Genomic DNA, 21,590 nt, shown 5'->3' with positions numbered 1-21,590 from the left:
ACTTCTAAAACTGAGGAGTTGGGCTATATGCCATCAAGGTTGCTCTTAACTATATTGATTCGACACTCTTCTAAAACTGATCAAATCCATCATATTGCTTTGGCAATGCTCTTAACTATATTGATTCGACACTCTTCTAAAACAAAAAGTGTTAGAAAGTGTAATAAAACTGGGCTCTTAACTATATTGATTCGACACTCTTCTAAAACTATCCTTAACGGGTTTTACATCAAAGATGGGCTCTTAACTATATTGATTCGACACTCTTCTAAAACTGCAGGGTTGGAAACGTAACGGACTAACTGGCTCTTAACTATATTGATTCGACACTCTTCTAAAACTAATCGTACAGTTTAAACATTAATTTCACCGCTCTTAACTATATTGATTCGACACTCTTCTAAAACGTGGATCAGCAGAGACAGCTGGTACAACAAGCTCTTAACTATATTGATTCGACACTCTTCTAAAACTCGCTGTTTTATCAGTCATTTATTTTTTCCGCTCTTAACTATATTGATTCGACACTCTTCTAAAACTCAGCAAACAGTTTACCAACTACCCGTCAAGCTCTTAACTATATTGATTCGACACTCTTCTAAAACCATTAACTCGTTATTCTGCAAAACTAAATAGCTCTTAACTATATTGATTCGACACTCTTCTAAAACTGATGTACCCACGGGTTAAGTTTATTTCGCGCTCTTAACTATATTGATTCGACACTCTTCTAAAACCCTGTTTTGATTAGCCTCATTTTGTAATTGGCTCTTAACTATATTGATTCGACACTCTTCTAAAACTAACGACATCATCTTTTAAATCATTCATTTGCTCTTAACTATATTGATTCGACACTCTTCTAAAACTGACTATGTTAGAGCTTACCAGAGGGGCCAAGCTCTTAACTATATTGATTCGACACTCTTCTAAAACTAAAACATTCTGAGTATTCCAACGTAGCGGGCTCTTAACTATATTGATTCGACACTCTTCTAAAACGATGAGATGATTAATAAGTATCACGTTGAAGCTCTTAACTATATTGATTCGACACTCTTCTAAAACGTATCATGAGCATAAACAATGGTTCGCTGTGCTCTTAACTATATTGATTCGACACTCTTCTAAAACAGCAAGAGTAATTTGACCGGCAAAAAATGGGCTCTTAACTATATTGATTCGACACTCTTCTAAAACACACGTTCATGCACAGGCTCGGACGGGAGCGCTCTTAACTATATTGATTCGACACTCTTCTAAAACATCGGATTTACTGATTATACATCAAAAATAGCTCTTAACTATATTGATTCGACACTCTTCTAAAACACCTTAGTGGCGCATCGTCACCCCAGATATGCTCTTAACTATATTGATTCGACACTCTTCTAAAACAGGTGGCAAGGCACAATACAAGTATCCGGAGCTCTTAACTATATTGATTCGACACTCTTCTAAAACGCTGTTCATCTGCGTGTACCACGCCTTTGTGCTCTTAACTATATTGATTCGACACTCTTCTAAAACCCAGAGGCCGAATAAAAAAGACCCTAGCAAGCTCTTAACTATATTGATTCGACACTCTTCTAAAACTAAAACAATAGAAAATATTCAATCTGATAAGCTCTTAACTATATTGATTCGACACTCTTCTAAAACGTGTAGTCGTATCACTTCTGACCAGTATAAGCTCTTAACTATATTGATTCGACACTCTTCTAAAACTCCTGGACCATCTGAAGCTCAACAACAATTGCTCTTAACTATATTGATTCGACACTCTTCTAAAACTTAACCATTTAACAGACGGCCCCATCACCAGCTCTTAACTATATTGATTCGACACTCTTCTAAAACCCCACTGACTAAGCCAAGTCGAGCTTGGGAGCTCTTAACTATATTGATTCGACACTCTTCTAAAACCATTAGAAACAGGAACATAAACAATCCGTTGCTCTTAACTATATTGATTCGACACTCTTCTAAAACCCATAGGTTAGTATTAAAATTAAAGAATCTGCTCTTAACTATATTGATTCGACACTCTTCTAAAACATATTCTTAGTATTAAATTGTTTCTCAATTGCTCTTAACTATATTGATTCGACACTCTTCTAAAACCATCCGTTTCAGTATTCCGCCAGCCTATTAGCTCTTAACTATATTGATTCGACACTCTTCTAAAACAGTGATACTGATAGTATTAAGATTGAACACGCTCTTAACTATATTGATTCGACACTCTTCTAAAACTAATGGTTCTCATGATTAAACCGTCCAGTTGCTCTTAACTATATTGATTCGACACTCTTCTAAAACCCAGGTTCTTACTATTCCACGGAGCATCAAGCTCTTAACTATATTGATTCGACACTCTTCTAAAACTGTAAGTTTTGTCATAGTTGTTTTGCCTCTGCTCTTAACTATATTGATTCGACACTCTTCTAAAACCAACATGATACAGTCCTTCATTTTTACCAGGCTCTTAACTATATTGATTCGACACTCTTCTAAAACATGGTTGGACTCCTGCTTGAGGATCCTTTTGCTCTTAACTATATTGATTCGACACTCTTCTAAAACGTGATCCAGCTAGTCTTAGCCCAATATTAAGCTCTTAACTATATTGATTCGACACTCTTCTAAAACAAAAAATGTGGTGTTGAATACAGGTTCAAAGCTCTTAACTATATTGATTCGACACTCTTCTAAAACATCAAATGATGATTATTGGGGTCAGTTTAAGCTCTTAACTATATTGATTCGACACTCTTCTAAAACTCGCACACAGGGTTTACTTTAGTGAACGCAGCTCTTAACTATATTGATTCGACACTCTTCTAAAACGCGGCATAGCTGTTTTAATTGGGTACATTGGCTCTTAACTATATTGATTCGACACTCTTCTAAAACCGTACTTGGTTATGCAATTGGAAGAGATAAGCTCTTAACTATATTGATTCGACACTCTTCTAAAACTCACTGTGTGCTGTATTCGGAATTTTTGCCGCTCTTAACTATATTGATTCGACACTCTTCTAAAACTAATGCTCGTGATGATGCCAAGGATGCAGTGCTCTTAACTATATTGATTCGACACTCTTCTAAAACATCAGTGTACAGCACAAGTCTATGGGCCAAGCTCTTAACTATATTGATTCGACACTCTTCTAAAACATATTATTAACGCGGTATTTGCATTGCTGTGCTCTTAACTATATTGATTCGACACTCTTCTAAAACATTAATGTTTGCATAATAAAAAAGGGGATAGCTCTTAACTATATTGATTCGACACTCTTCTAAAACGCAGACTTCCAACTCCCACTCAAAACGCTTGCTCTTAACTATATTGATTCGACACTCTTCTAAAACCAGAGCTTGAGACTACCCCACTAGATGAACGCTCTTAACTATATTGATTCGACACTCTTCTAAAACTTGCCTCGGATTCTTCCGGGCCACAGCCAGGCTCTTAACTATATTGATTCGACACTCTTCTAAAACCCCAGCCTGTTGTGCTGCCCATTGGACTAAGCTCTTAACTATATTGATTCGACACTCTTCTAAAACTTGTTCGTCTGTCTTAGCTTTGTATTCGTCGCTCTTAACTATATTGATTCGACACTCTTCTAAAACTCAAGTCATTTTCCTGATTATCAACTTGCGGCTCTTAACTATATTGATTCGACACTCTTCTAAAACTAACGCGAAAGCACAGTATAAATCTCTTCCGCTCTTAACTATATTGATTCGACACTCTTCTAAAACCTTGTTAATCAAAACCTGTGTATCGATATTGCTCTTAACTATATTGATTCGACACTCTTCTAAAACAAACTTTATTGTGTGTGCCACATACACAGGGCTCTTAACTATATTGATTCGACACTCTTCTAAAACGCGTCACAAACCGGTAGTAAAGCTCATCATGCTCTTAACTATATTGATTCGACACTCTTCTAAAACCTGGACAGGTCAAACTGTCCTTGCATAGTGGCTCTTAACTATATTGATTCGACACTCTTCTAAAACAGCGAACAAGGATAATCAAGCCGATACACAGCTCTTAACTATATTGATTCGACACTCTTCTAAAACTCTGTTCACCATATTTCGTTTCGTTCAATGGCTCTTAACTATATTGATTCGACACTCTTCTAAAACAGCGGAAGTCTATGACGGCATATACGAAAGGCTCTTAACTATATTGATTCGACACTCTTCTAAAACCGTTTTTTTATAATGCTATTCTCATAGTATCTAGTACCGCCAATCAACAAAATCCTGATCAACGTAGTAATAACGGCATTTATCAAATTCTTCATGATTATCCATTTCTGAGAATGAAATAAATAGGATATTCAAATCAAGTGACTTAATTAAACTCACCAATTCATCAAATTGGCTGACACTGAGATAATTTTTCACACTAGTCAAGACAAGTACTTTGGTTTCCTTTAATTCAGAAGCAGTTTTTAACACCGTTTCAATTATACCATATGGATCTTGCTTTAAAGCACTTACAAAGCTAACTTCACAGTACTTTACCAACTTAATCGGATCAAATTCGTCGTTAACCTTAAGAGGTAAATCTAATGAAAATGTTGCATCAAAAATTAGTGATTTTAATTGACTATTGATTTCAGTTAGTTTTTGCCTAGAAGCATCATCCAATTTTGACACGATTTGCTTTTGCAATTGGCTTTGGTACATCTTATTTAAGTCTACGTCAACAAATGCATCCCCAATCCATTGAATGGCTTTTTCACATTCTTCAATTTCAAAATTATCATCACTAATTTTTACTGAATCAGTATATCCGCGCAATCCTGAAACCAAATCTGTGTAAACCTTTCGATTACTGGTCTCAATCAAAGTTGGTTTATTCGTATTAATAACAATTGGTTTAAACGGAAAATATGTAAGATTCATATAATGATGGTCCTTTCAGCTGAATTACGTACATCTTGCTTGGGTTCACCTACAATAAAGTTCATACTATTATATTGTTTTTCAGTTACCATTAGACTCTGAATCAACCCATCTGCCGGTGCATAAGTGGCAATTCTTTTTTCCATTAAATGGGCACTCTTTTTATCCACACATACGCGTACATATATTGAAAATTGCACCATCAAAAACCCTTCATTCAGCAATGCCTTTCGGAATTTTCGATAATTTCGTCGATCTTTACTCGTTTCAACCGGTAAATCAAACATTACCATTAATCGCATTATTCGATACCTCACTAATCTCCACCTCAATTTTTATTTTGTCAGTCTCTTCACTTAAATACTTTAAACAGTTGAGTACATGCTTAGAAATAGCATTCCTCATAATAGTATTCTGTCCGTTATATTTCATCTGTAAATCTAGCAAACCCACTAAGCCAAACTTAATATCTGGGGTAAAATCGTTAAATTTCTTTTGTTTAACCCACCAATCAATTATTGGCCTAAAAGGTTCCATCAAATCAGAGCCTAAATTAAAGTTGTTTTCTTGACTATGATGATGAATCCCTAATTGGGTTATATAACCATTTGCAACAATTTCTCGATTAACGGCAGATAAAATGATAGCATATCCATAATTTAAAGCTGCGTTCGTCGGGCTAAAATCTCGTCGGGATGCTTCATCTTCAAACAATAATGAAAAATATTTTCGAGCAACAACTGCTTCTCGATTTGTAACGTCATTCACCTCTAACTTCGAAAGCTCATCCTTTAACTCCTGGGATTCAATGCCCAAGGAATCTACCACAAAAATTTGATTAGCAATTTTTTGAACGACAATCTTAGTCCACAAATCTGTCTTTCGTTTCTCAGACCAGTTAAATTGCGTGTTTAGCAACTGCGGATCACGATTATTTGGATAATAATCTACCGTCTCCGTAACAGGTTGTCCACTGTTATCCGTAAAAATCACTTTACTTTGATGCTTGGCTAATTCACTAATTACAGCACTAGTAATTACCGCCCGCGTTGTACTAACCAGTAGAATCTGAATATCACTCACTGGAATTTGATTAATACTATCTGCCGTTTGAACGACCACACAATGTCCTGAATAGGAAATCTTTGCGTGTTGTGTAACCACAACTGTTCGCCATCCCATATAAAATTCCTCCTTGTTTTGAAAGCGTTAATATGATATTATGCAATTGTTAAGTTCGACACACTTAATATTTTAACTATATTGATTTGACGCTCTGGGTTAAAATCAAACAAAGCTTTATGCTGAGTTTTATCTTTTGAGTCCGCTATCGGACCATACATAATTTTATTAAGAAAAGCTATTGAAGGTTATTAAACCGACAATAGCTTTTCTTTTTACTTAATTTTATTCAATTGTACTCGCCGTTCAAATAAATCTGTTGGCGACTGATAAATTAGTTGAGCATTCTCACTTAATGCAATACCTGTTGGCTGTTGCATAAATCCAAATGGAGATTTAATACCTAAAATCTTCAAATCTGTCATTGTTGCATTAGCGTGTAATCCCTGTAACATCCTGTTGATAACCTCTTTTTTCCCTATTTTAGTTAGTTTTCCATTCTTAAATTCATTTGATATTGGTAAATTTTCAAATGTTGATTTACCTTCCGCAACTTTTTCTCTAAAGCCACGATTATCATATAGTGGAAAATATTTTTTCATGGCAATTATAATTTCATCATACACATCGTCCAATTTATAACTTTCTTGTTTATCACTGTTTTCTCCCTTTCGATAAACATTATTTATCACTTTAAGTGCACCTTCTGACAACACTAATTGTTGTGCATTATACGGGTACGTATCACTCCCGATCATAAACAATTTATCATCGTCTTCGACTAACTGCTGGTACTTCACCCTAGGAATAACGATTTCAAATTTACTTACAGTTTCAGAAATCTCACCAGTTTTGTTGTTTTTCTTCAGTTGGGTAAATTGAGGTTTAAGTACGTCATATAACCGATTTAGTTCCTCTTGAGATCCATGTTCAATACCTGCTAATTGAACTAAAGCAGAAGTCGGTACCCCCACAACTTTATATGCAATTTTCTTACCCTTGATCACTTTAACAATCGCCATGTAGGCAAGTGTTTTACCAGTATATCCACCATAAATTTCGGTCGGTTTATTAGCTTTAATTGGGATTAATTTCTTAGAACCTTGTCCACTAGCCTTATCATCACTGGCTTTATACACGGTTTGATTATAAAGTGCCCCACGCCGTTCACTCACTTCATGCGAAATCAGAATCTTTTTGTATGCAAACAAGTGACGAATGTAATCAAGATCATTCGTTTTGTGCCATATTTTTTTACCATTCTTATCTGCAATCTGATCACTATGTTTCAAATCGTAGATAAAGTTAAACCGTCTCATCTTTGTATCTTTTTGACTAAACTTCTTGAAATCTCCATAAACAAAGTATGACTGCAACTTAGGATAACGTTCCAACAAGTAGTTGCCAATAAACGCCGCTAAATAGGCATCAAACGCATGGTGATAATCATTCACATCCCGATTTTTCAGTAATTCAAAGTCTTCACGCATCTGATGGGAAAGGTCCGCCTTTACTGAAACAATTTGGGTATCTTCTGTATATTCATCAGCCAAAATATTAACAGCTAACTTAATTACCTGTCGAGTTTCAACCAATTGCCGATTGATAAAGCCATTTTCAGTATGGGCATTAATATTCTCAGGATTCATGGTTAAATTTCGATACTTAGCTTTTGAAATTAACCCCTGTTCTCTCATTAATTCCCAGGTTGATCGCATCTTAGCACCAAAAAGCTCACTAGGAACGGCATCCGATTTTCGTCTGTTTCCCTCAGCATCAGTTAACACACGATTATTTAATGAATCATCCTTAACAAAGGCCTGTGGCAAAATATGATCAATATCATAGCTTGAAAGGCGATCTATATTAATTGGTTCGCCATTATAAATATCACGACCTCCCTGCATGAAGTACAGGAATAATCGATCTTTAAAATCTCGTTTATCGTTAATGGCATCTTTTAGCTCTTGACGAACACCGGCGTCTACCAAGAGGTCACTGGTCACTTTATCATATGCTGCTTCAATCTGATGCTGACGTTGAATGGAACGTCGAGGGTTACGTTCCTCTCCACGCGCAAATTCTACATGAATTTTAGCGGGTGCTTGCCCATGCATCGCGTTTTGGATATCATGAACAACTAATAAAATTTGTCGAATTGCTTTTTTGTTTTGTGGAGAAGTATATAAATCGTTAATAACATCCTGTGAATTATTCTTGCCAAGCATCCCTTGATTAGCATTTTTTACAAGTTCAGCGAAATCTGGATCTGCTTGAATTTGCATAAAGTTTTCGTTCGTAATCCACAAAATGTCTAAAATACTACGATGATCCGAGTTTCTTAGACCACTAAGTAGTTTCTTTGATAAGCGACCCCAACCTTGATAACGTTTAGTCGCTAATTTTTCTTTTTGACTATCCGTTAGCCAAGTCAACTCATCTAGTTTGGCCCGGTAAATCTTTTTATCTTCAAAAATTGTCGACCACTCAATAATCTTTTCCAAATCGTCTTGTTTATCATTGGCATCAACAACCTCTGCACCCAAAATTCCATGCAAATCATGATAAGCACTTAGTCCACTATTAAATCGTTTTTCATCAGCTAAACCGTCAATTCTCGGGCGTTTATCATAGCCACCAGTAGCTACTAAATACTCCTGCAAATGCTTAATCGTGACATTTTTAAACTTTTTAAACAAATCATTAAAAATCTGTTGCTTGAGTTCGATCGAAATTGGCTTACGATCAATTCGAATTTTATTGAGTTCGTTTAACACTTCAAATCTTTGATATAACAAACTCTGTGCCGGTAGCACATCTTCACCCAATAAATAGGTATCAGTAGTTGTCATCCGTTTGATAAACTGGTTTGCACTAGCCATCCGGTCCACTTTTTGATCGAAGTTCCAAGGTGTAATATTTCCTGGTTCTTTTCGTTTCATCCATGCAAAACTAGCACCAGACTGTTTTTCCTGATCTTCGGCAGTAATCATTGGGCCAACATAATAAGGCACACGGAAAGTGACCAACTCATCCAACTTATATTTAGCAACCCCGCGGCGTGTCTCATTTGGATTTTCCTCAGCTAACCAAGGATAGTATTCCTTTTGATTTTCAACGATCTGATCCAGCTCCTGTTGTTGCAGTTGATGCGGAATTGAACCATTCGCTTTGGTGCGTTGCTTAGGCATAAATTCATCTTGATCCATCACATCTTGAATTTTCTGTGCTTCGGCTGAATCATCCAAGTTACCTTGAATTTGTTTATAGAAATCATCCCTAGTTAAAACTTTTCCCTTTACACCATCAATATAGCCGTCATATGCAGCACGAAGATTCTTAGCTTTCCTCGTATCAGTCATATTATTAATCAAATCTTTCAATAATTTCAAATGTGCCTTATGCGAATTATATTTTTCTACCATTGATTGTGATAAAGTATGATTTTCTGGCACAATTGCCGCCAAAGTGATCCCGGAGTATAGACTACGCAAAATTTCAATAATTTCACGGCCATCGTCTGTCATCTGACCATCAACCTTGGCCAATTCATCATCAATCGTTTCTGAATCAAATGTTAAGGACCAATCTTTAGCGGCTTCCTTGTCAACTTCAACGTTGGTAATCACATTTAATTTGGCTTTATTACCAACTGCAGCTTTCAGGATTTCGGTTGCAATGGCTTTGTTACGTTTTTCAATTTCTTTTTCTTCAGAACTTTGATACACATCCCCAGTCAAAGTTCGTTGCCGATCAGCCTTACTCCGCTTGTTATCAATCAATATTTCTTTGATATGATCCAAATTATCCGTTCTAAGTGCAAACGGATCATCAGTTAAAACGCGTTGATAAATTTCATTTAGAGCATCAAATTTGCCCTCCAAATTCAATTTACCAACAGTAAAATTACTGGCAGAAGCTGCATTTAAAAAATGCCCACGAAACTTCACAATATGATGGATCGCCAAATAAATCTCACGAACATCAAATTTACGATGTTCTGTCATGAGCGCATGACGTAAATGATAGATTGTAGGATACTTTTCATAAAATTTTTGATCCGATTGATCGTTAAACAAAATATCTCCTGAGTAGTGCTTGTTAGCATCCTTCGGTGACAAATTTGATTCTTTCAATCGCATAAAGAATGCTTCATCCACAGGATTTATGTACGGTTCAAAAATCTCCCGCAATAATCGTAAACGCCAACGACGGCGACTTAAGCGACGGCGTGTTGTTCTGAAACTACGTCGATCCGCAGCTGGTTGCCCTTCAGAAAATAAACGCACACCAATTGCATTTTTTCCTTTCACGCGCATGACACGGTTATTTTCATCCACGACTGCAAAACCAATTGAACTGGTTCCGATATCTAGGCCGATACTATATTTCTTATTTTCCATAATTTTCACTCCTACTTATTACTTCACTGTTACTATGATTATATAATACCCTTTCTTATAGCGCTTTCACATACCTTTCAAGAAACTTTTTAACTTCTACCTTATCCTACTAAAACCATTCTTTTTCCAGCCAATATCCTGTATAATAAATGTAAACGAATACAGTCACCAACAAGGGAGTTGTGACCTATGTTACAAGTGAAAAACTTAAACAAATCGTTCGGCCAAATGCAGGCCGTTGTCGATGAAAGCTTCACCGTTAATGACGGTGAAATTCTTGGTTTGATTGGTCAAAATGGCGCTGGTAAAACCACCACGTTTCGTATGATTCTGGACTTGCTCAAGCCCGATTCAGGTTCTGTATTTTGGAACGGCCATCCTTTCACTCGCAAGGATCAAGACATCGTTGGCTTCTTGCCCGAAGAACGCGGTTTATATCTTAAAATGACTGTCGAAGAACAAGTCATCTATTTTGCAGAGTTGCGCGGTCAAAAACCAGCTGTGACTAAACAAAAACTAAATGATTGGATGCAACGTTTTGCCGTCAAAGGTAAACGCACCGACAAAATTAAAGATTTATCTAAAGGAAACCAGCAAAAGGTGCAGCTAATTGCTACGCTCATTCATGATCCCAAACTGGTCATCTTAGATGAACCATTTAGTGGTCTCGATCCGGTGAATGCCAGTCTTCTCGAAGACGGTATCGAACGGCTCAAAGCACAAGGTTCCGCTATTATCTTTTCTTCACATGATATGGGGAACGTTGAAAAAATTAGCGATAAACTTTTGATGCTCCGCCAAGGCGAAACAGTTTTAAATGGCGTAACCAATGAAATTCGAGAAAGTTTTGGTGACACGCGTATTTTTCTTCAATCTCCTCTCACCGAAACCGACCTCCTGGCAATTGACGGCGTGACCGACGTTAAGAAGTATCAAGCTGGCTTCGAATTGCAACTAGCCAATCCTGAAGTCGGTAAAACGGTCTTTGCACAGGCAACCAAAAATGGATACATTCGTGAGTTCTCGCAGCAACCACCATCTCTTGATGAAATTTTCCGAATGAAAGCGGGTGTGTCTAATGAATAAATTTTGGGTTGTTTGCAAACAAGTCATTCGCAAAAACATTAAAAGTCCCACTTACATCGTTTTGTTATTAATGCCCGTTATTTTATTAGGAACCATAGTTGGCATCGCCGCCATCAAGAATCACACTAGTGAAACACCACAAATTGCCATTGTGAGCAACAACGCGCCATTACGTTCGGCTTTGCTTAAAAGCAATACCAAGAAAGCATATAACGTCAGCAAATCAATCACCACTAAAAAGGCAGCTGAAACCAGTTTGGCAAAGGAAAAATTGGACGGCTATTTAACCGTCGCAGTCAAAGGCAGTCAGGTTTCTGCAATCTATAAATCACGGACAAATGGAAAAACGGTAGATACTACCAGTTTGCAGAATTCATTAAATTCACTGAAAATGCAACAAACGGCAGCCCAATTAGGTTTATCTGCTAAACAGCTAGCAACTCTCTTTGCCCCCGCCAACTTTAAAACTCAGTCTGTTTCGTATACAAATGGAAAAGAAACGGCTCAAAAAAATAATCAACAGACCATCAACAGCATTTTAGCCATGGTGGTGACCATCTTAATTTATATTTTCATGGTCAGCTACGCGAGTCTGATTGCCCAAGAAGTGGCTACGGAAAAGGGTTCCCGAATCATGGAAATTCTGGTTAGCAGCGTCTCACCACAAATTCAGTTTTTTGCGAAAGTCACTGGCATGTTTGTTCTCATTCTGTTACAAGTTTTAGTTACCGCAATCTGTGGTGTGTTTGGCCTGAAGTATCTGAGTGGTAATGTGCAATTCTTAAAAGATCTAGATTTGAGCCATGTTCAACCCAACATTATCATCATATTAGTGTTGTTCTTTATTTTGGGAATCACGTTATACACCATTTTGGCAGCCGGTTTAGGCGCGCTAGTTTCCCGATCAGATCAAGTCAGCCAGGCAGTTTCTCCACTGACTATGGTTGGCTTAGCTGCATACGGAGCTTCGTTTGTGGCCATGAATTCTAACACCGTTTTGATTAAAATCGGCTCATTTATTCCGTTTCTGTCCCAAAGCATCATGTCAGTGCGGTATGCGGTCGGCAATGCCACAATCATGGATGCCATAATTAGTTTGGTTATTTTAGCGGTTTCGATTGTGCTCGTCACTTGGTTTACGACCCGCTTGTATGCAAATCACGTTTTGGACTATTCTGATCAGAAAATTTGGAAACGTATTTTGAAACGCAATTAATAAGCTTTTTCGTTCCTATTTTGCGTAGTTTGACGTAAGGTTAAGTTAAATAAACACGAGGAGGTTCATGACTATGCAAGTTTCAGTACCGACATCAAATGGTTTATTACTCGATAAATATGGTAAATATGCGCCCAAAGAGGCCATCTATAATAAAAACCCGGCAATCTCTTTTCCGATTGAAATTACGGGCATCCCTAAAGAAGCCAAAACAATTGCGCTAACCCTTTTGGATTTCGACTCTGTGCCCGTTTGTGGGTTTGCTTGGATTCACTGGATAGCCGCAAATATTCCTGCAGCATCCACCGTAGAAATTCCCGAGAATGCCAGTCAAAAGGGCGGCATCCAGATGATTCAAGGAAATAACAGTACGGCTGGTCCTTTAATTGGTGAAACAGATCCTTTAACTACCCAGCATTACATCGGACCGACCCCGCCGGACAAAACACATGATTACTGGCTGGATATTTATGCACTAGATAGTAAGCTAGATTTAAAAGAAGGTTTCTGGTTAAACGAGTTTTATCACGCCGCTAAACCTCATATTATTGAAAGAAAACGAATTAGTATCCTTAGTCGGGCATAAAGATATTTAAATAGGCTTAGATCGCGTCAATTCGCGACTCAAGCCTATTTATGTGCCTAAATTTAACCTTTGTTTAGTGGTTGTTGGCATTCAATTAAGGCCTTTAGATTTTCTTATCCAGAAGCCCGCAGAAAGTTCACACATTTTTAAGTTCGGTTTAATCTAGCCACCGCATACTTAGTATATTAATTCAAAGGAGCCATTCGAACCAATCGAATGTCGATATAGTTCGCTGGACATCCTTTTGGAGATAAGATTTTGCGATCGCAAAATACCCATTAATGACAATAAGTTGGACCTAAATCCAATGAACAATTAGAGAATATCACGCAGCATCTAAGTAGTGAAGAGTAAGAAACAAAGTTTCAAAATATATAATACGAGGAGCGATGAATATGTTATTGAATAATCAGAATCTATCAGTCTTAGAAGTTCAAGTGCTAGGTATTTACCAAGCAAAAATTGAAGTTAAAACGATTTCTGGTGAATGCCTTTTCGTCTATCCCACTCAGACTCAACGAGATGATCCTCTTTTTTGGACATCCCTAAAAGATATCATCAAAGCCAAACTATGGCTGCCAATCAACAAATCCTTACATCAATTAATTGATTCTGACTGGTTACTTCCGATGAACGCCTAATTAATCCTCGGATTGAAAATCTTCCTGAACTTTGATCAACCTGTTCAAAAAGTTTTTCACCGTTTGAATATCTGCATCCGAAAAATCCGCAACAGCTGCAAGAGCTTCTTCTCGCAGCTGTTTGTGTAACTGCATATGGGCTTGTGCTAATTTTCGCCCGGATGGAGTCAGTTTTAAATATACCGTTTTTTTATTTACCGCTTGATGGAATTTTTCCAACAACTCCAATTTTTCCAAATGATTGATTCTGCGCGACGTGCCACCTTGTGTGATTTGAATGGCGGCCACAACCTCACTCACCGTTTTTTCACCGTCTAACAAAACATCCAAGATATCCAAATCATTATGCGTCAAATGATTTTTTTTCGGATCACCATCAATGGCCGCATGTTTAGCAACCCACGTTTCATGCTGATTATGTGTTTCTTTTGAACCAATTTTGTGCAACAAAGCATCTATTTCTTTAAATTGTGATTCATTCATTGTTTTCACCTTCTGCTTATATATTACCAGTAATTTATAGTTGACAGCAAGAATTTTCGGGTTTATATTAAATACATTACTAGTAATATAAAAAAGGACTGATTATTTATGAAAGAATTAACGATTAAAAATTTTAAAACTGCTCCTTTTTTTTCACAGGATGTTCCTGAACCCACAACTGATGAAACGTTTGATACCTTGATTGACGTATTGGCTGCTCCGATCGAAAACTTCGATAAATCCAACGCCGCTGGTCGCCACTATTCAAGCACTTATTGGCATCCCGCATTTCCAAGCATCCCCGGTGCTAGTGGCATTGGCCGCCGCGTCGATAACGGTAAGCTGGTTGCTTTTCGGGCACGAACTTTAAAGCCGCAATTTGGCTCATATGCCCAACGAACAGTCGCCAACTCCAAATTATTATTGGAAATTCCCGAAAATACTGATCTTTATTCAAGTACTGCCGCTGCGTCTTCACTTTTAACCAGTGTTGCCCCACTTAAATTTGGTTTGGATATACAACCCGGGGACACCGTTTTGATCAACGGTGCGACTGGGTTTGCGGGGCAATTAGCCATTCAGGTTGCCAAAAGCCTTGGTGCTAGTGAAATTATCGGAACTGGTCGTAATCCAGAACGATTAGCAGGCCTAAAAGCTTTAGGTGCCACTCAAACCATTTCACTGGCTGATGATGATAAAACAATCATGCAAAATCTCGATAACTTATCTGTTAAAGGTAACTTGATTATCCTCGATTACTTATGGGGTCATCCAATCGAACTCATTTTACACGCGATTATTCCAAATAGTTTAGCTATGAAACGCGCCACTACGCTAGTTTCAATTGGCTCCATTGCTGGACCAGAAATCAGTTTACCTTCGAAGGCAATTCGGACTTCTGGCCTTCAAATTATTGGTATGCAAACACCTAAAGTCATGGCCAACCAACATGCAGTTTATAAGGCTGTTTGGGATTTGATCAACTCCGGCAAAATTAAATCAGATGTCAAAACAATTTCTTTAGAAGAAGCTGCTACTCAGATTGACTGGCAAAAACCAGTTCCAAGTGGCGTTCGGACTGTAATTAAACTCTAGTTTTCAAAATGGCATCTCTTTGTTTAACGGTGTAAAATGGAGGCAAAATCAAGCCATTGAAGAGGAAAACTATGTTAGAACCATACTTTAATAAAATTACTGCCGCTGGATATCACCAGATTGAAAAAGAAATTGAAGATTGGAAAGCAAAACGGCCAACCTTGATTAAACATTTAGCCGAAGCCAGTGCCCTCGGTGACCGATCCGAAAACGCCGAGTACACCTCTGCAAAACGGGATTTACGCCATCTTGAAAGCCGGCTCCATTTTCTAACCAAACAATTACAATACTCAAAGATCGTCACCCCCACTGACAATCAGATTGTAGAAATTGGTAAGTACGTTTCCATTGAATTTGTGGACGACCACGATCAAGTAACCTATCAAATTGTGGGTAAACAAGAGGCCGATATTAAAACAAATAAAGTTTCACTGGATTCGCCGCTTGGCTCTGTTCTGATGGGCAAGACCCTAGGTGATATCGTGACAGTTCAAGCACCAAATGCTGATTATCAGGTTAAAGTTTTGGACGTGAAATTATAATTAAAACGCGATTGAGAAGTGGTGGCTTCTCGATCGCGTTTTTTTAGGACTTGGATCAATTTTTATTAGGACAGCTCCTTGTGGCAGTCTCACAAATATAAGCGTGCCTTACCGTGGGATTCTCATCCCACTACTGGCACCACTTATATTCGTGAGACTCACCGCCACACTCTGCTCACTTTCTTTAGGACAGCTCCTCACAGTAGCCACACTAAAATAACCATGCCTTACCATAGGATAGTCATCCTACTATCGGCACAGTTATTTATTCTAGTGTGGCCTAGCACCGTGATCCGCTCACTTTCTTAGGACAGCTTCTTGCGACAGCCACAATCCGCCCACTTTCCTTAATACGCTGTAAAACTATCCTCTTCCACATCTCTCAAATACGTACTCAAATTCTGGAAAAATGCCGCCGGATTATCTCGACTATGCGAATGTCCACTATCCGGCGTCAATACAAACCGTGCATTCGGCAACGTCTGTTGCATCCGTCGTCCCGCGTCAAGCGGCATCGTATCATGATCACCAAACGTCAACAGAGTCGGAACCTTAATTTCATGCAAACGATCACGCACATCCCATCCATTCAGTTTTCCAACCATCACAAATTCATTATTGCCTTGAAAATAGTTATAAACTGCCGTCGCCAAATGGCCGCCACTCCTGTGCTTTCTTGCTTCCGGATTTCGCATCGAAAAATTATTATCCAAAATTCGCACTAAAGATTGATACTCAGGATCATCAAATTTTTCCGCTGACTCAATCCCTTCCATGTACGAAACCTGCGCTGGTGTCAGAGTCTCACGTCGCAGTTTATTCACGTGTGGCGTATATTCCGCAATATTATCAATCATACTCATAATGATTAACCCTTTGAGATGCTGCCCATATTTCAAAGCATATTCTTGCGCAATCAAGCCGCCCCACGAATGACCCAACAAATAAAAGTTGTCCAAACCTATTTTTTGCCGAACCTCTTCAATCTCATCAATGTAATAATCAAACGTTAGATACTTATCTCGCACCTTAGGATCTGTGAAATCCGGCTGGTCTGAAAAATAAGAGCCTAGTTGGTCGTACATTGAAACGCGAACCCCAAGATCTTTCAAATGTTCGTCAAAATGTTCGAATTCTTCATGGGTGCCACCAGGGCCACCATGCAAACATAAAAGATTAATTTTGCCCTCTCCAACCGTACGTGTAAACAAATGATAGCCGTTATCGAGTGTTAAAAGATGTGTACCATTTTTCATATAAGAACCTCCACCTATTTTCTGATTATAAAAAAAGACCACCCGCTAGGTATTTTACCTAACCGATGGTCCAAAATTGTCTAACTCAAACTAAACTAGCAAGTTAAGAAGGACGACACATCGGCAGTCATCTTAATCACGCTAATCACAATACTGTTTAAACCTAATTTTGAATTCTGCATCTATGTCGCCTCCCTCGCTCTGAATTACAATCATTATGCAATTGCATAATTAGAAAGTCAACAGTTTTTTAATTTAATTTTAACCTTGTGTGGAATTATGTGAATGTTCTGGGGCTGTATCTGGCATATTATTCAAAGTTGCCATATCTGCATCGCTAATTTCAAAATCGAGCTTAGCGTTGTTTTCAATATGGTCTTCCCCAACTGCCTTTGGTAATGGCAAAACACCATTTTGCAAGCAGAAACGTAATGCCATCTGGGCAACACTCACGTTATATTTACCGGCTAAAGCCACCATTTGATCGTTTTTCAACAACCCACCAGTTGCCAATGGGGAATAAGCTTCCACTAAAACGCCATTTTCTTTGGCAAAACTCGTGATCTTGGGTTCTGTATAACCAACGTAATACTGAATTTGGTTGATCATCGGCTTTACCTTAGCGTTAGCGAACACATTTTTAAGATCGTGAACATTAAAATTAGAAACGCCAATCGCTTTTACCCGACCGCTGGCATAAATATCCTGCATAGCACGCCAAACTTCGATATTACCCTCATCACAATCTTTACCGATCTGATTCCATGGCCATGGCGCATGCACTAAGTATAGGTCGACATAATCGATATCCAATTTTTTAAATGTACTATCAAAATCGGCCATTGCTTCATCGTATGTTTTACTCTGAGCAGGTAGTTTTGAGGTCACAAAGACCTGATCACGTGGAATGCCTGAATCCCGCACGGCACGACCCACATCGGCTTCGTTACCGTATGCTTTGGCAGTATCAACATGGCGATAACCCACTTTCAATGCGTTTAACACAGCTTGATAAGCTACGTCCCCAGCTGGAGTTTGCCAAGTACCGAATCCTACTTTAGGAATCTTGACGCCATTTGCTAATTCAAATGTATCTGTTAAAACTGACATGATTTACCCTCATTTCTTAAAATTAATTGCTTTTCAAATTAAATTTTACGCGTTTTCTTTCTGTTAGTCGCTTAACAAGGCTTTTAAACTACAAAGAAACATTCAAATTGAACATAAAGTTACATAATTAATGGTCCGTCTAAATCTTGTACATCTTTTGTACCAATGTGAATAACTTTATGCTCATAGTGATTTCCCAAGATATAAAAGCGAAGACTATCCTGGCTTGGATCAATAATATTCGTTAATTCTTGGCGCATTTTTAAAAATTCCATATCGTCAATTAAACATTCAAAAACGGAATTTTGTACTCTTTGTCCATATCTTGTACAGGTTTTTGACACACGGTTTAATCGACGTGTTCCGCCATCCGAAGTAATGGCAATATCATATGCTGCTACAATTAACATAATTCACCTACTTCCAAAGAAACGGCGGATATTCATCCAAATCCCCACGTAAAAAACGTGCTAGTAGCATAGCTTGGGTATAAGGAACTAACCCCCAAGCTATTTTTTCGTTCAAGTAAGGATGGACAATCTTATCTTGTTTTCGTTGTTGCCATTCTTCAATGAATTTTTTCCTGCCATCCTCATGTAATAAGACAGCGCCATTTTCCTTTTTTTGAAAATCTTTTGAATTCACGATTTTTTTATTAATTAATCTTAAAACAAATCTGTCGGCATATACGCCACGCAGTTCTTCCATCAAATCCAAAGCTAATGACATCCGTCCAGGTCTGTCTTGATGCATGAATCCAACGTAAGAATCTAAACCCACTGTTTCCAATGCAGCTGAAACATCATGCGCTAATAGTGTATATGCAAAAGAAAGTAACGCATTCACTTTATCCAATGGCGGTCGTCGATTACGACCATGAAACTGAAAATCTTTTTTCTGTTGCAAGATTAATTGATCGAATAATCCATAATACTGGGTGGCTGCGTTTCCTTCAATTCCTCGAATTATATCAATATCTGTTGCAGATGATAGCTGTTGGGTAACCTTTTGCAATTGACCTGACACTAATTTGAACTGCTTTGTATTTATTACCAATGAATGATCTCTTGTAGCTCGTTCCAACATCCAACGTTGATTATAGATTTTTCCGATAATAAAATTTCGTGCTATCAGACCGCTCTCTTGATTATCCTCAGAAATCTGATATTGCTTTTTCCGCAACACAACATTTCCGTTGGTCACCCCAATTACTCTTCCCATCAAGCTACCACTTGGTGACAAGAAAGTCATTGGAATCGTGCTTTTCATGCACTCATTCATTAAAGCCGGACTAGCTCCTGCACGCCCAAACGTTACTATTCCTTCCAAGTTAAGCAAAGGAACCTTACCTAAAATTTGCTTATTTGCCCGTATCTCTATATTGCCACCATCCAAAGATAAGTAGGCATCAGGTGACGTTATAAAAAGTGTATTTAATAACTTTCTCAATCACTCAACCTCCGTTTTAGATAACTACGAACGGTCTGCTTAGATAATAATTCTGGCAAACAGATATTAGCTAATGAACAACTTTTACACCATGGCCCAGTTTTGACTCTTGGTGTAAATCGTTTTTTCCAGTATTGATGCATTTTTTCCGTTGTATTAAGTAATTGTTCACGCATAGATTCAGTAAATTCTATTTCTTCACGTCGTCTAGTCTGTTGATAAAAAATACTACCAGAACGGATCGTACATCCAAGCATTTCTTCCAAGCAAGCTGCTTCAGCTAATAACTGTAAAGTATCTGACAAATCATACTTTTTATGTCCATGTTTATACTCTACTGGTTTGGGCAAGTACTTTTTCTCACTGCCAAAGATCGACACGCCATCAGGCTTCTCCTCAAATTCAACAACATCACAAATACCCGTTAAACCTAATTCACGAGAATGAACTGGTAAAGATCGCACAATCAACTTATTTTTTCTTTTTTCCCGAATTTCAGGTTGATCAGCTTTTGTATGTAGAATTTGCCCATCATAGGTCAATAGATTATCCTGCCATGCTTGTTCAACATGGATTAACGACCACTGTCGCTGACAAAAACGAAAATGTTGTATACCGGATATCATCAAAAAATCATCTTCCGAATATTCCACTTCTTTCATCTCCACCATCACGTTTTAGTGTTTCTCTAACATCATAATATCATCGATTCTAAAAATGTAAACGCTTTATTTAAAGATATTGTATGGTTAGCTTCTAAATGATTCATTCGTGTATGGTCAATAAACTGAAATAATATGATAAGTCACTAATATTATCATCAGTAATAATGTTGATTTCGCTTTCACACGGCCATAAAGGATGCAACTAACAGACCAGCCAGAACCTGGTGTGTGGGCACCTATTTCAATTCACGCACCCATAAAGGATGCGACCAAACCAAGATTCGCGTGATTGATCGTTTTGATGTTATTTCAATTCACGCACCCATAAAGGATGCGACAGCTATGATGATTTGCTGGCTGGCGTTCATTATATATTTCAATTCACGCACCCCATAAAGGATGCGACGAATTAGAAGCTTGCCACATGCAATAGCCAAGTGGTATTTCAATTCACGCACCCATAAAGGATGCGACACACTGCTTGACCATTCTGCCGGGTATTCGTTGGCATTTCAATTCACGCACCCATAAAGGATGCGACGGAAAAATATCGGGATTTTATCGTAAAAACATCGGAATTTCAATTCACGCACCCATAAAGGATGCGACAGCTGTTTACACGTATAAAGATAAAGAGTGCACCAAATTTCAATTCACGCACCCATAAAGGATGCGACGATAAGTTTAGCAAGGTCGTCCCCGCCTTTAGAACATTTCAATTCACGCACCCATAAAGGATGCGACGGGAACAGCACGTGGTAGTGTAACTAAATTTAATGATTTCAATTCACGCACCCATAAAGGATGCGACTTAATAATTGTGTCTTGGGTTGAATCATCTAAATCAATTTCAATTCACGCACCCATAAAGGATGCGACATTGGTAAATTCACCTGGAAGTCTAATTCTATCGTATTTCAATTCACGCACCCATAAAGGATGCGACATTTTGATTCTTTGAGTACTGCCAATGGAACTAATATTTCAATTCACGCACC

The 21,590-nt window shown here is 38.0% G+C and carries 16 protein-coding genes and 2 CRISPR repeat arrays (1 of these 18 cut by a window edge); of the genes, 6 read left to right on the top strand and 10 right to left on the bottom strand.

Going from position 1 to position 21,590, the window contains the following annotated elements; translation table 11 throughout:
• Positions 1–41: 41 nt before the first annotated feature.
• Positions 42–4,236: a CRISPR direct-repeat array (repeat unit 36 nt; unit sequence GCTCTTAACTATATTGATTCGACACTCTTCTAAAAC).
• A 30-nt stretch (positions 4,237–4,266) separates the two neighbouring features.
• The 4 genes from csn2 to cas9 all read right to left on the bottom strand — a co-directional run bounded on the left by csn2 (position 4,267) and on the right by cas9 (position 10,463).
• A complete protein-coding gene (csn2, locus tag PPA04_RS04155; RefSeq protein WP_057783619.1) occupies positions 4,267–4,938 on the bottom strand; it encodes a type II-A CRISPR-associated protein Csn2 in 672 nt (223 codons plus the stop codon).
• A complete protein-coding gene (gene cas2 / locus PPA04_RS04150; RefSeq protein ID WP_057783621.1) occupies positions 4,935–5,240 on the bottom strand; it encodes a CRISPR-associated endonuclease Cas2 in 306 nt (101 codons plus the stop codon). Before cas2 (PPA04_RS04150) ends, csn2 begins: the two co-directional genes overlap by 4 nt.
• The gene (gene cas1 / locus PPA04_RS04145) at positions 5,218–6,120 is read right to left on the bottom strand and encodes a type II CRISPR-associated endonuclease Cas1 (RefSeq protein ID WP_057783623.1); all 903 of its coding nucleotides are present in this window, start codon (positions 6,118–6,120) and stop codon (positions 5,218–5,220) included. Before cas1 ends, cas2 (PPA04_RS04150) begins: the two co-directional genes overlap by 23 nt.
• Positions 6,121–6,335: 215 nt before the next feature.
• Positions 6,336–10,463, bottom strand: a complete 4,128-nt coding sequence (gene cas9, locus PPA04_RS04140) for a type II CRISPR RNA-guided endonuclease Cas9 (RefSeq protein WP_057783625.1) — start codon at positions 10,461–10,463, stop codon at positions 6,336–6,338.
• Between the two features lie 189 nt (positions 10,464–10,652).
• On the opposite strand from cas9, the gene PPA04_RS04135 reads away from it, so the two are divergent.
• The 4 genes from PPA04_RS04135 to PPA04_RS04120 all read left to right on the top strand — a co-directional run bounded on the left by PPA04_RS04135 (position 10,653) and on the right by PPA04_RS04120 (position 13,992).
• The gene (locus tag PPA04_RS04135; RefSeq protein WP_057783627.1) at positions 10,653–11,549 is read left to right on the top strand and encodes an ABC transporter ATP-binding protein; all 897 of its coding nucleotides are present in this window, start codon (positions 10,653–10,655) and stop codon (positions 11,547–11,549) included.
• Positions 11,542–12,765, top strand: coding sequence for an ABC transporter permease (locus PPA04_RS04130; protein WP_057783629.1), 1,224 nt, complete (start codon positions 11,542–11,544; stop codon positions 12,763–12,765). Before PPA04_RS04135 ends, PPA04_RS04130 begins: the two co-directional genes overlap by 8 nt.
• A 73-nt stretch (positions 12,766–12,838) precedes the next feature.
• Entirely contained in the window at positions 12,839–13,351 is a 513-nt protein-coding gene (locus PPA04_RS04125) for a YbhB/YbcL family Raf kinase inhibitor-like protein (RefSeq protein ID WP_057783631.1), read from the top strand.
• Positions 13,352–13,746: 395 nt separating this feature from the next.
• Positions 13,747–13,992, top strand: coding sequence for a hypothetical protein (locus tag PPA04_RS04120; RefSeq protein ID WP_057783633.1), 246 nt, complete (start codon positions 13,747–13,749; stop codon positions 13,990–13,992).
• Here PPA04_RS04120 and PPA04_RS04115 read toward each other — a convergent pair whose 3' ends face one another.
• Complete coding sequence (locus PPA04_RS04115; protein WP_057783635.1) at positions 13,993–14,475, bottom strand: MarR family winged helix-turn-helix transcriptional regulator; 483 nt, start codon at positions 14,473–14,475, stop codon at positions 13,993–13,995.
• Between the two features lie 108 nt (positions 14,476–14,583).
• On the opposite strand from PPA04_RS04115, the gene PPA04_RS04110 reads away from it, so the two are divergent.
• Both PPA04_RS04110 and greA read left to right on the top strand, forming a co-directional pair.
• Positions 14,584–15,570 (top strand): quinone oxidoreductase family protein, encoded by a 987-nt coding sequence (locus PPA04_RS04110; protein ID WP_057783637.1) that lies wholly within the window; start codon positions 14,584–14,586, stop codon positions 15,568–15,570.
• Between the two features lie 71 nt (positions 15,571–15,641).
• Positions 15,642–16,112 carry a transcription elongation factor GreA gene (gene greA, locus PPA04_RS04105; RefSeq protein ID WP_057783639.1) on the top strand — a complete coding sequence of 157 codons (471 nt, stop codon included), beginning with the start codon at positions 15,642–15,644 and terminating at the stop codon, positions 16,110–16,112.
• 347 nt (positions 16,113–16,459) lie between these two features.
• On the opposite strand, the gene PPA04_RS04100 is transcribed toward greA, so the two are convergent.
• From PPA04_RS04100 to cas4, 5 genes are all read right to left on the bottom strand, one after another.
• Positions 16,460–17,368 (bottom strand): proline iminopeptidase-family hydrolase, encoded by a 909-nt coding sequence (locus tag PPA04_RS04100; RefSeq protein ID WP_057783641.1) that lies wholly within the window; start codon positions 17,366–17,368, stop codon positions 16,460–16,462.
• Between the two features lie 261 nt (positions 17,369–17,629).
• Positions 17,630–18,478: an aldo/keto reductase gene (locus tag PPA04_RS04095; RefSeq protein WP_057783643.1), complete on the bottom strand. Its 849-nt coding sequence runs from the start codon at positions 18,476–18,478 to the stop codon at positions 17,630–17,632.
• Between the two features lie 119 nt (positions 18,479–18,597).
• Positions 18,598–18,888: a CRISPR-associated endonuclease Cas2 gene (gene cas2, locus PPA04_RS04090; protein ID WP_057783646.1), complete on the bottom strand. Its 291-nt coding sequence runs from the start codon at positions 18,886–18,888 to the stop codon at positions 18,598–18,600.
• Positions 18,889–18,895: 7 nt separating this feature from the next.
• The gene (cas1c, locus tag PPA04_RS04085; RefSeq protein WP_057783648.1) at positions 18,896–19,927 is read right to left on the bottom strand and encodes a type I-C CRISPR-associated endonuclease Cas1c; all 1,032 of its coding nucleotides are present in this window, start codon (positions 19,925–19,927) and stop codon (positions 18,896–18,898) included.
• Positions 19,924–20,580: a CRISPR-associated protein Cas4 gene (cas4, locus tag PPA04_RS04080; RefSeq protein WP_229923072.1), complete on the bottom strand. Its 657-nt coding sequence runs from the start codon at positions 20,578–20,580 to the stop codon at positions 19,924–19,926. Before cas4 ends, cas1c begins: the two co-directional genes overlap by 4 nt.
• 453 nt (positions 20,581–21,033) lie before the next feature.
• Positions 21,034–21,590: a CRISPR direct-repeat array (repeat unit 32 nt; unit sequence ATTTCAATTCACGCACCCATAAAGGATGCGAC); it runs 4,848 nt beyond the window's last position.

The sequence above is a fragment of the Pediococcus parvulus genome (genome assembly GCF_007990205.1).
In the GTDB taxonomy this organism is placed as follows: domain Bacteria; phylum Bacillota; class Bacilli; order Lactobacillales; family Lactobacillaceae; genus Pediococcus; species Pediococcus parvulus.
This window is presented reverse-complemented; position numbering and strand designations above follow the sequence as displayed.

Bases quoted from the DNA above. Each gene is read 5' to 3' on its own strand.
- csn2 (WP_057783619.1), bottom strand. From the start codon at position 4,938: ATGAATCTTACATATTTTCCGTTTAAACCAATTGTTATTAATACGAAT.
- cas2 (WP_057783621.1), bottom strand. From the start codon at position 5,240: ATGCGATTAATGGTAATGTTTGATTTACCGGTTGAAACGAGTAAAGAT.
- cas1 (WP_057783623.1), bottom strand. From the start codon at position 6,120: ATGGGATGGCGAACAGTTGTGGTTACACAACACGCAAAGATTTCCTAT.
- cas9 (WP_057783625.1), bottom strand. From the start codon at position 10,463: ATGGAAAATAAGAAATATAGTATCGGCCTAGATATCGGAACCAGTTCA.
- PPA04_RS04135 (WP_057783627.1), top strand. From the start codon at position 10,653: ATGTTACAAGTGAAAAACTTAAACAAATCGTTCGGCCAAATGCAGGCC.
- PPA04_RS04130 (WP_057783629.1), top strand. From the start codon at position 11,542: ATGAATAAATTTTGGGTTGTTTGCAAACAAGTCATTCGCAAAAACATT.
- PPA04_RS04125 (WP_057783631.1), top strand. From the start codon at position 12,839: ATGCAAGTTTCAGTACCGACATCAAATGGTTTATTACTCGATAAATAT.
- PPA04_RS04120 (WP_057783633.1), top strand. From the start codon at position 13,747: ATGTTATTGAATAATCAGAATCTATCAGTCTTAGAAGTTCAAGTGCTA.
- PPA04_RS04115 (WP_057783635.1), bottom strand. From the start codon at position 14,475: ATGAATGAATCACAATTTAAAGAAATAGATGCTTTGTTGCACAAAATT.
- PPA04_RS04110 (WP_057783637.1), top strand. From the start codon at position 14,584: ATGAAAGAATTAACGATTAAAAATTTTAAAACTGCTCCTTTTTTTTCA.
- greA (WP_057783639.1), top strand. From the start codon at position 15,642: ATGTTAGAACCATACTTTAATAAAATTACTGCCGCTGGATATCACCAG.
- PPA04_RS04100 (WP_057783641.1), bottom strand. From the start codon at position 17,368: ATGAAAAATGGTACACATCTTTTAACACTCGATAACGGCTATCATTTG.
- PPA04_RS04095 (WP_057783643.1), bottom strand. From the start codon at position 18,478: ATGTCAGTTTTAACAGATACATTTGAATTAGCAAATGGCGTCAAGATT.
- cas2 (WP_057783646.1), bottom strand. From the start codon at position 18,888: ATGTTAATTGTAGCAGCATATGATATTGCCATTACTTCGGATGGCGGA.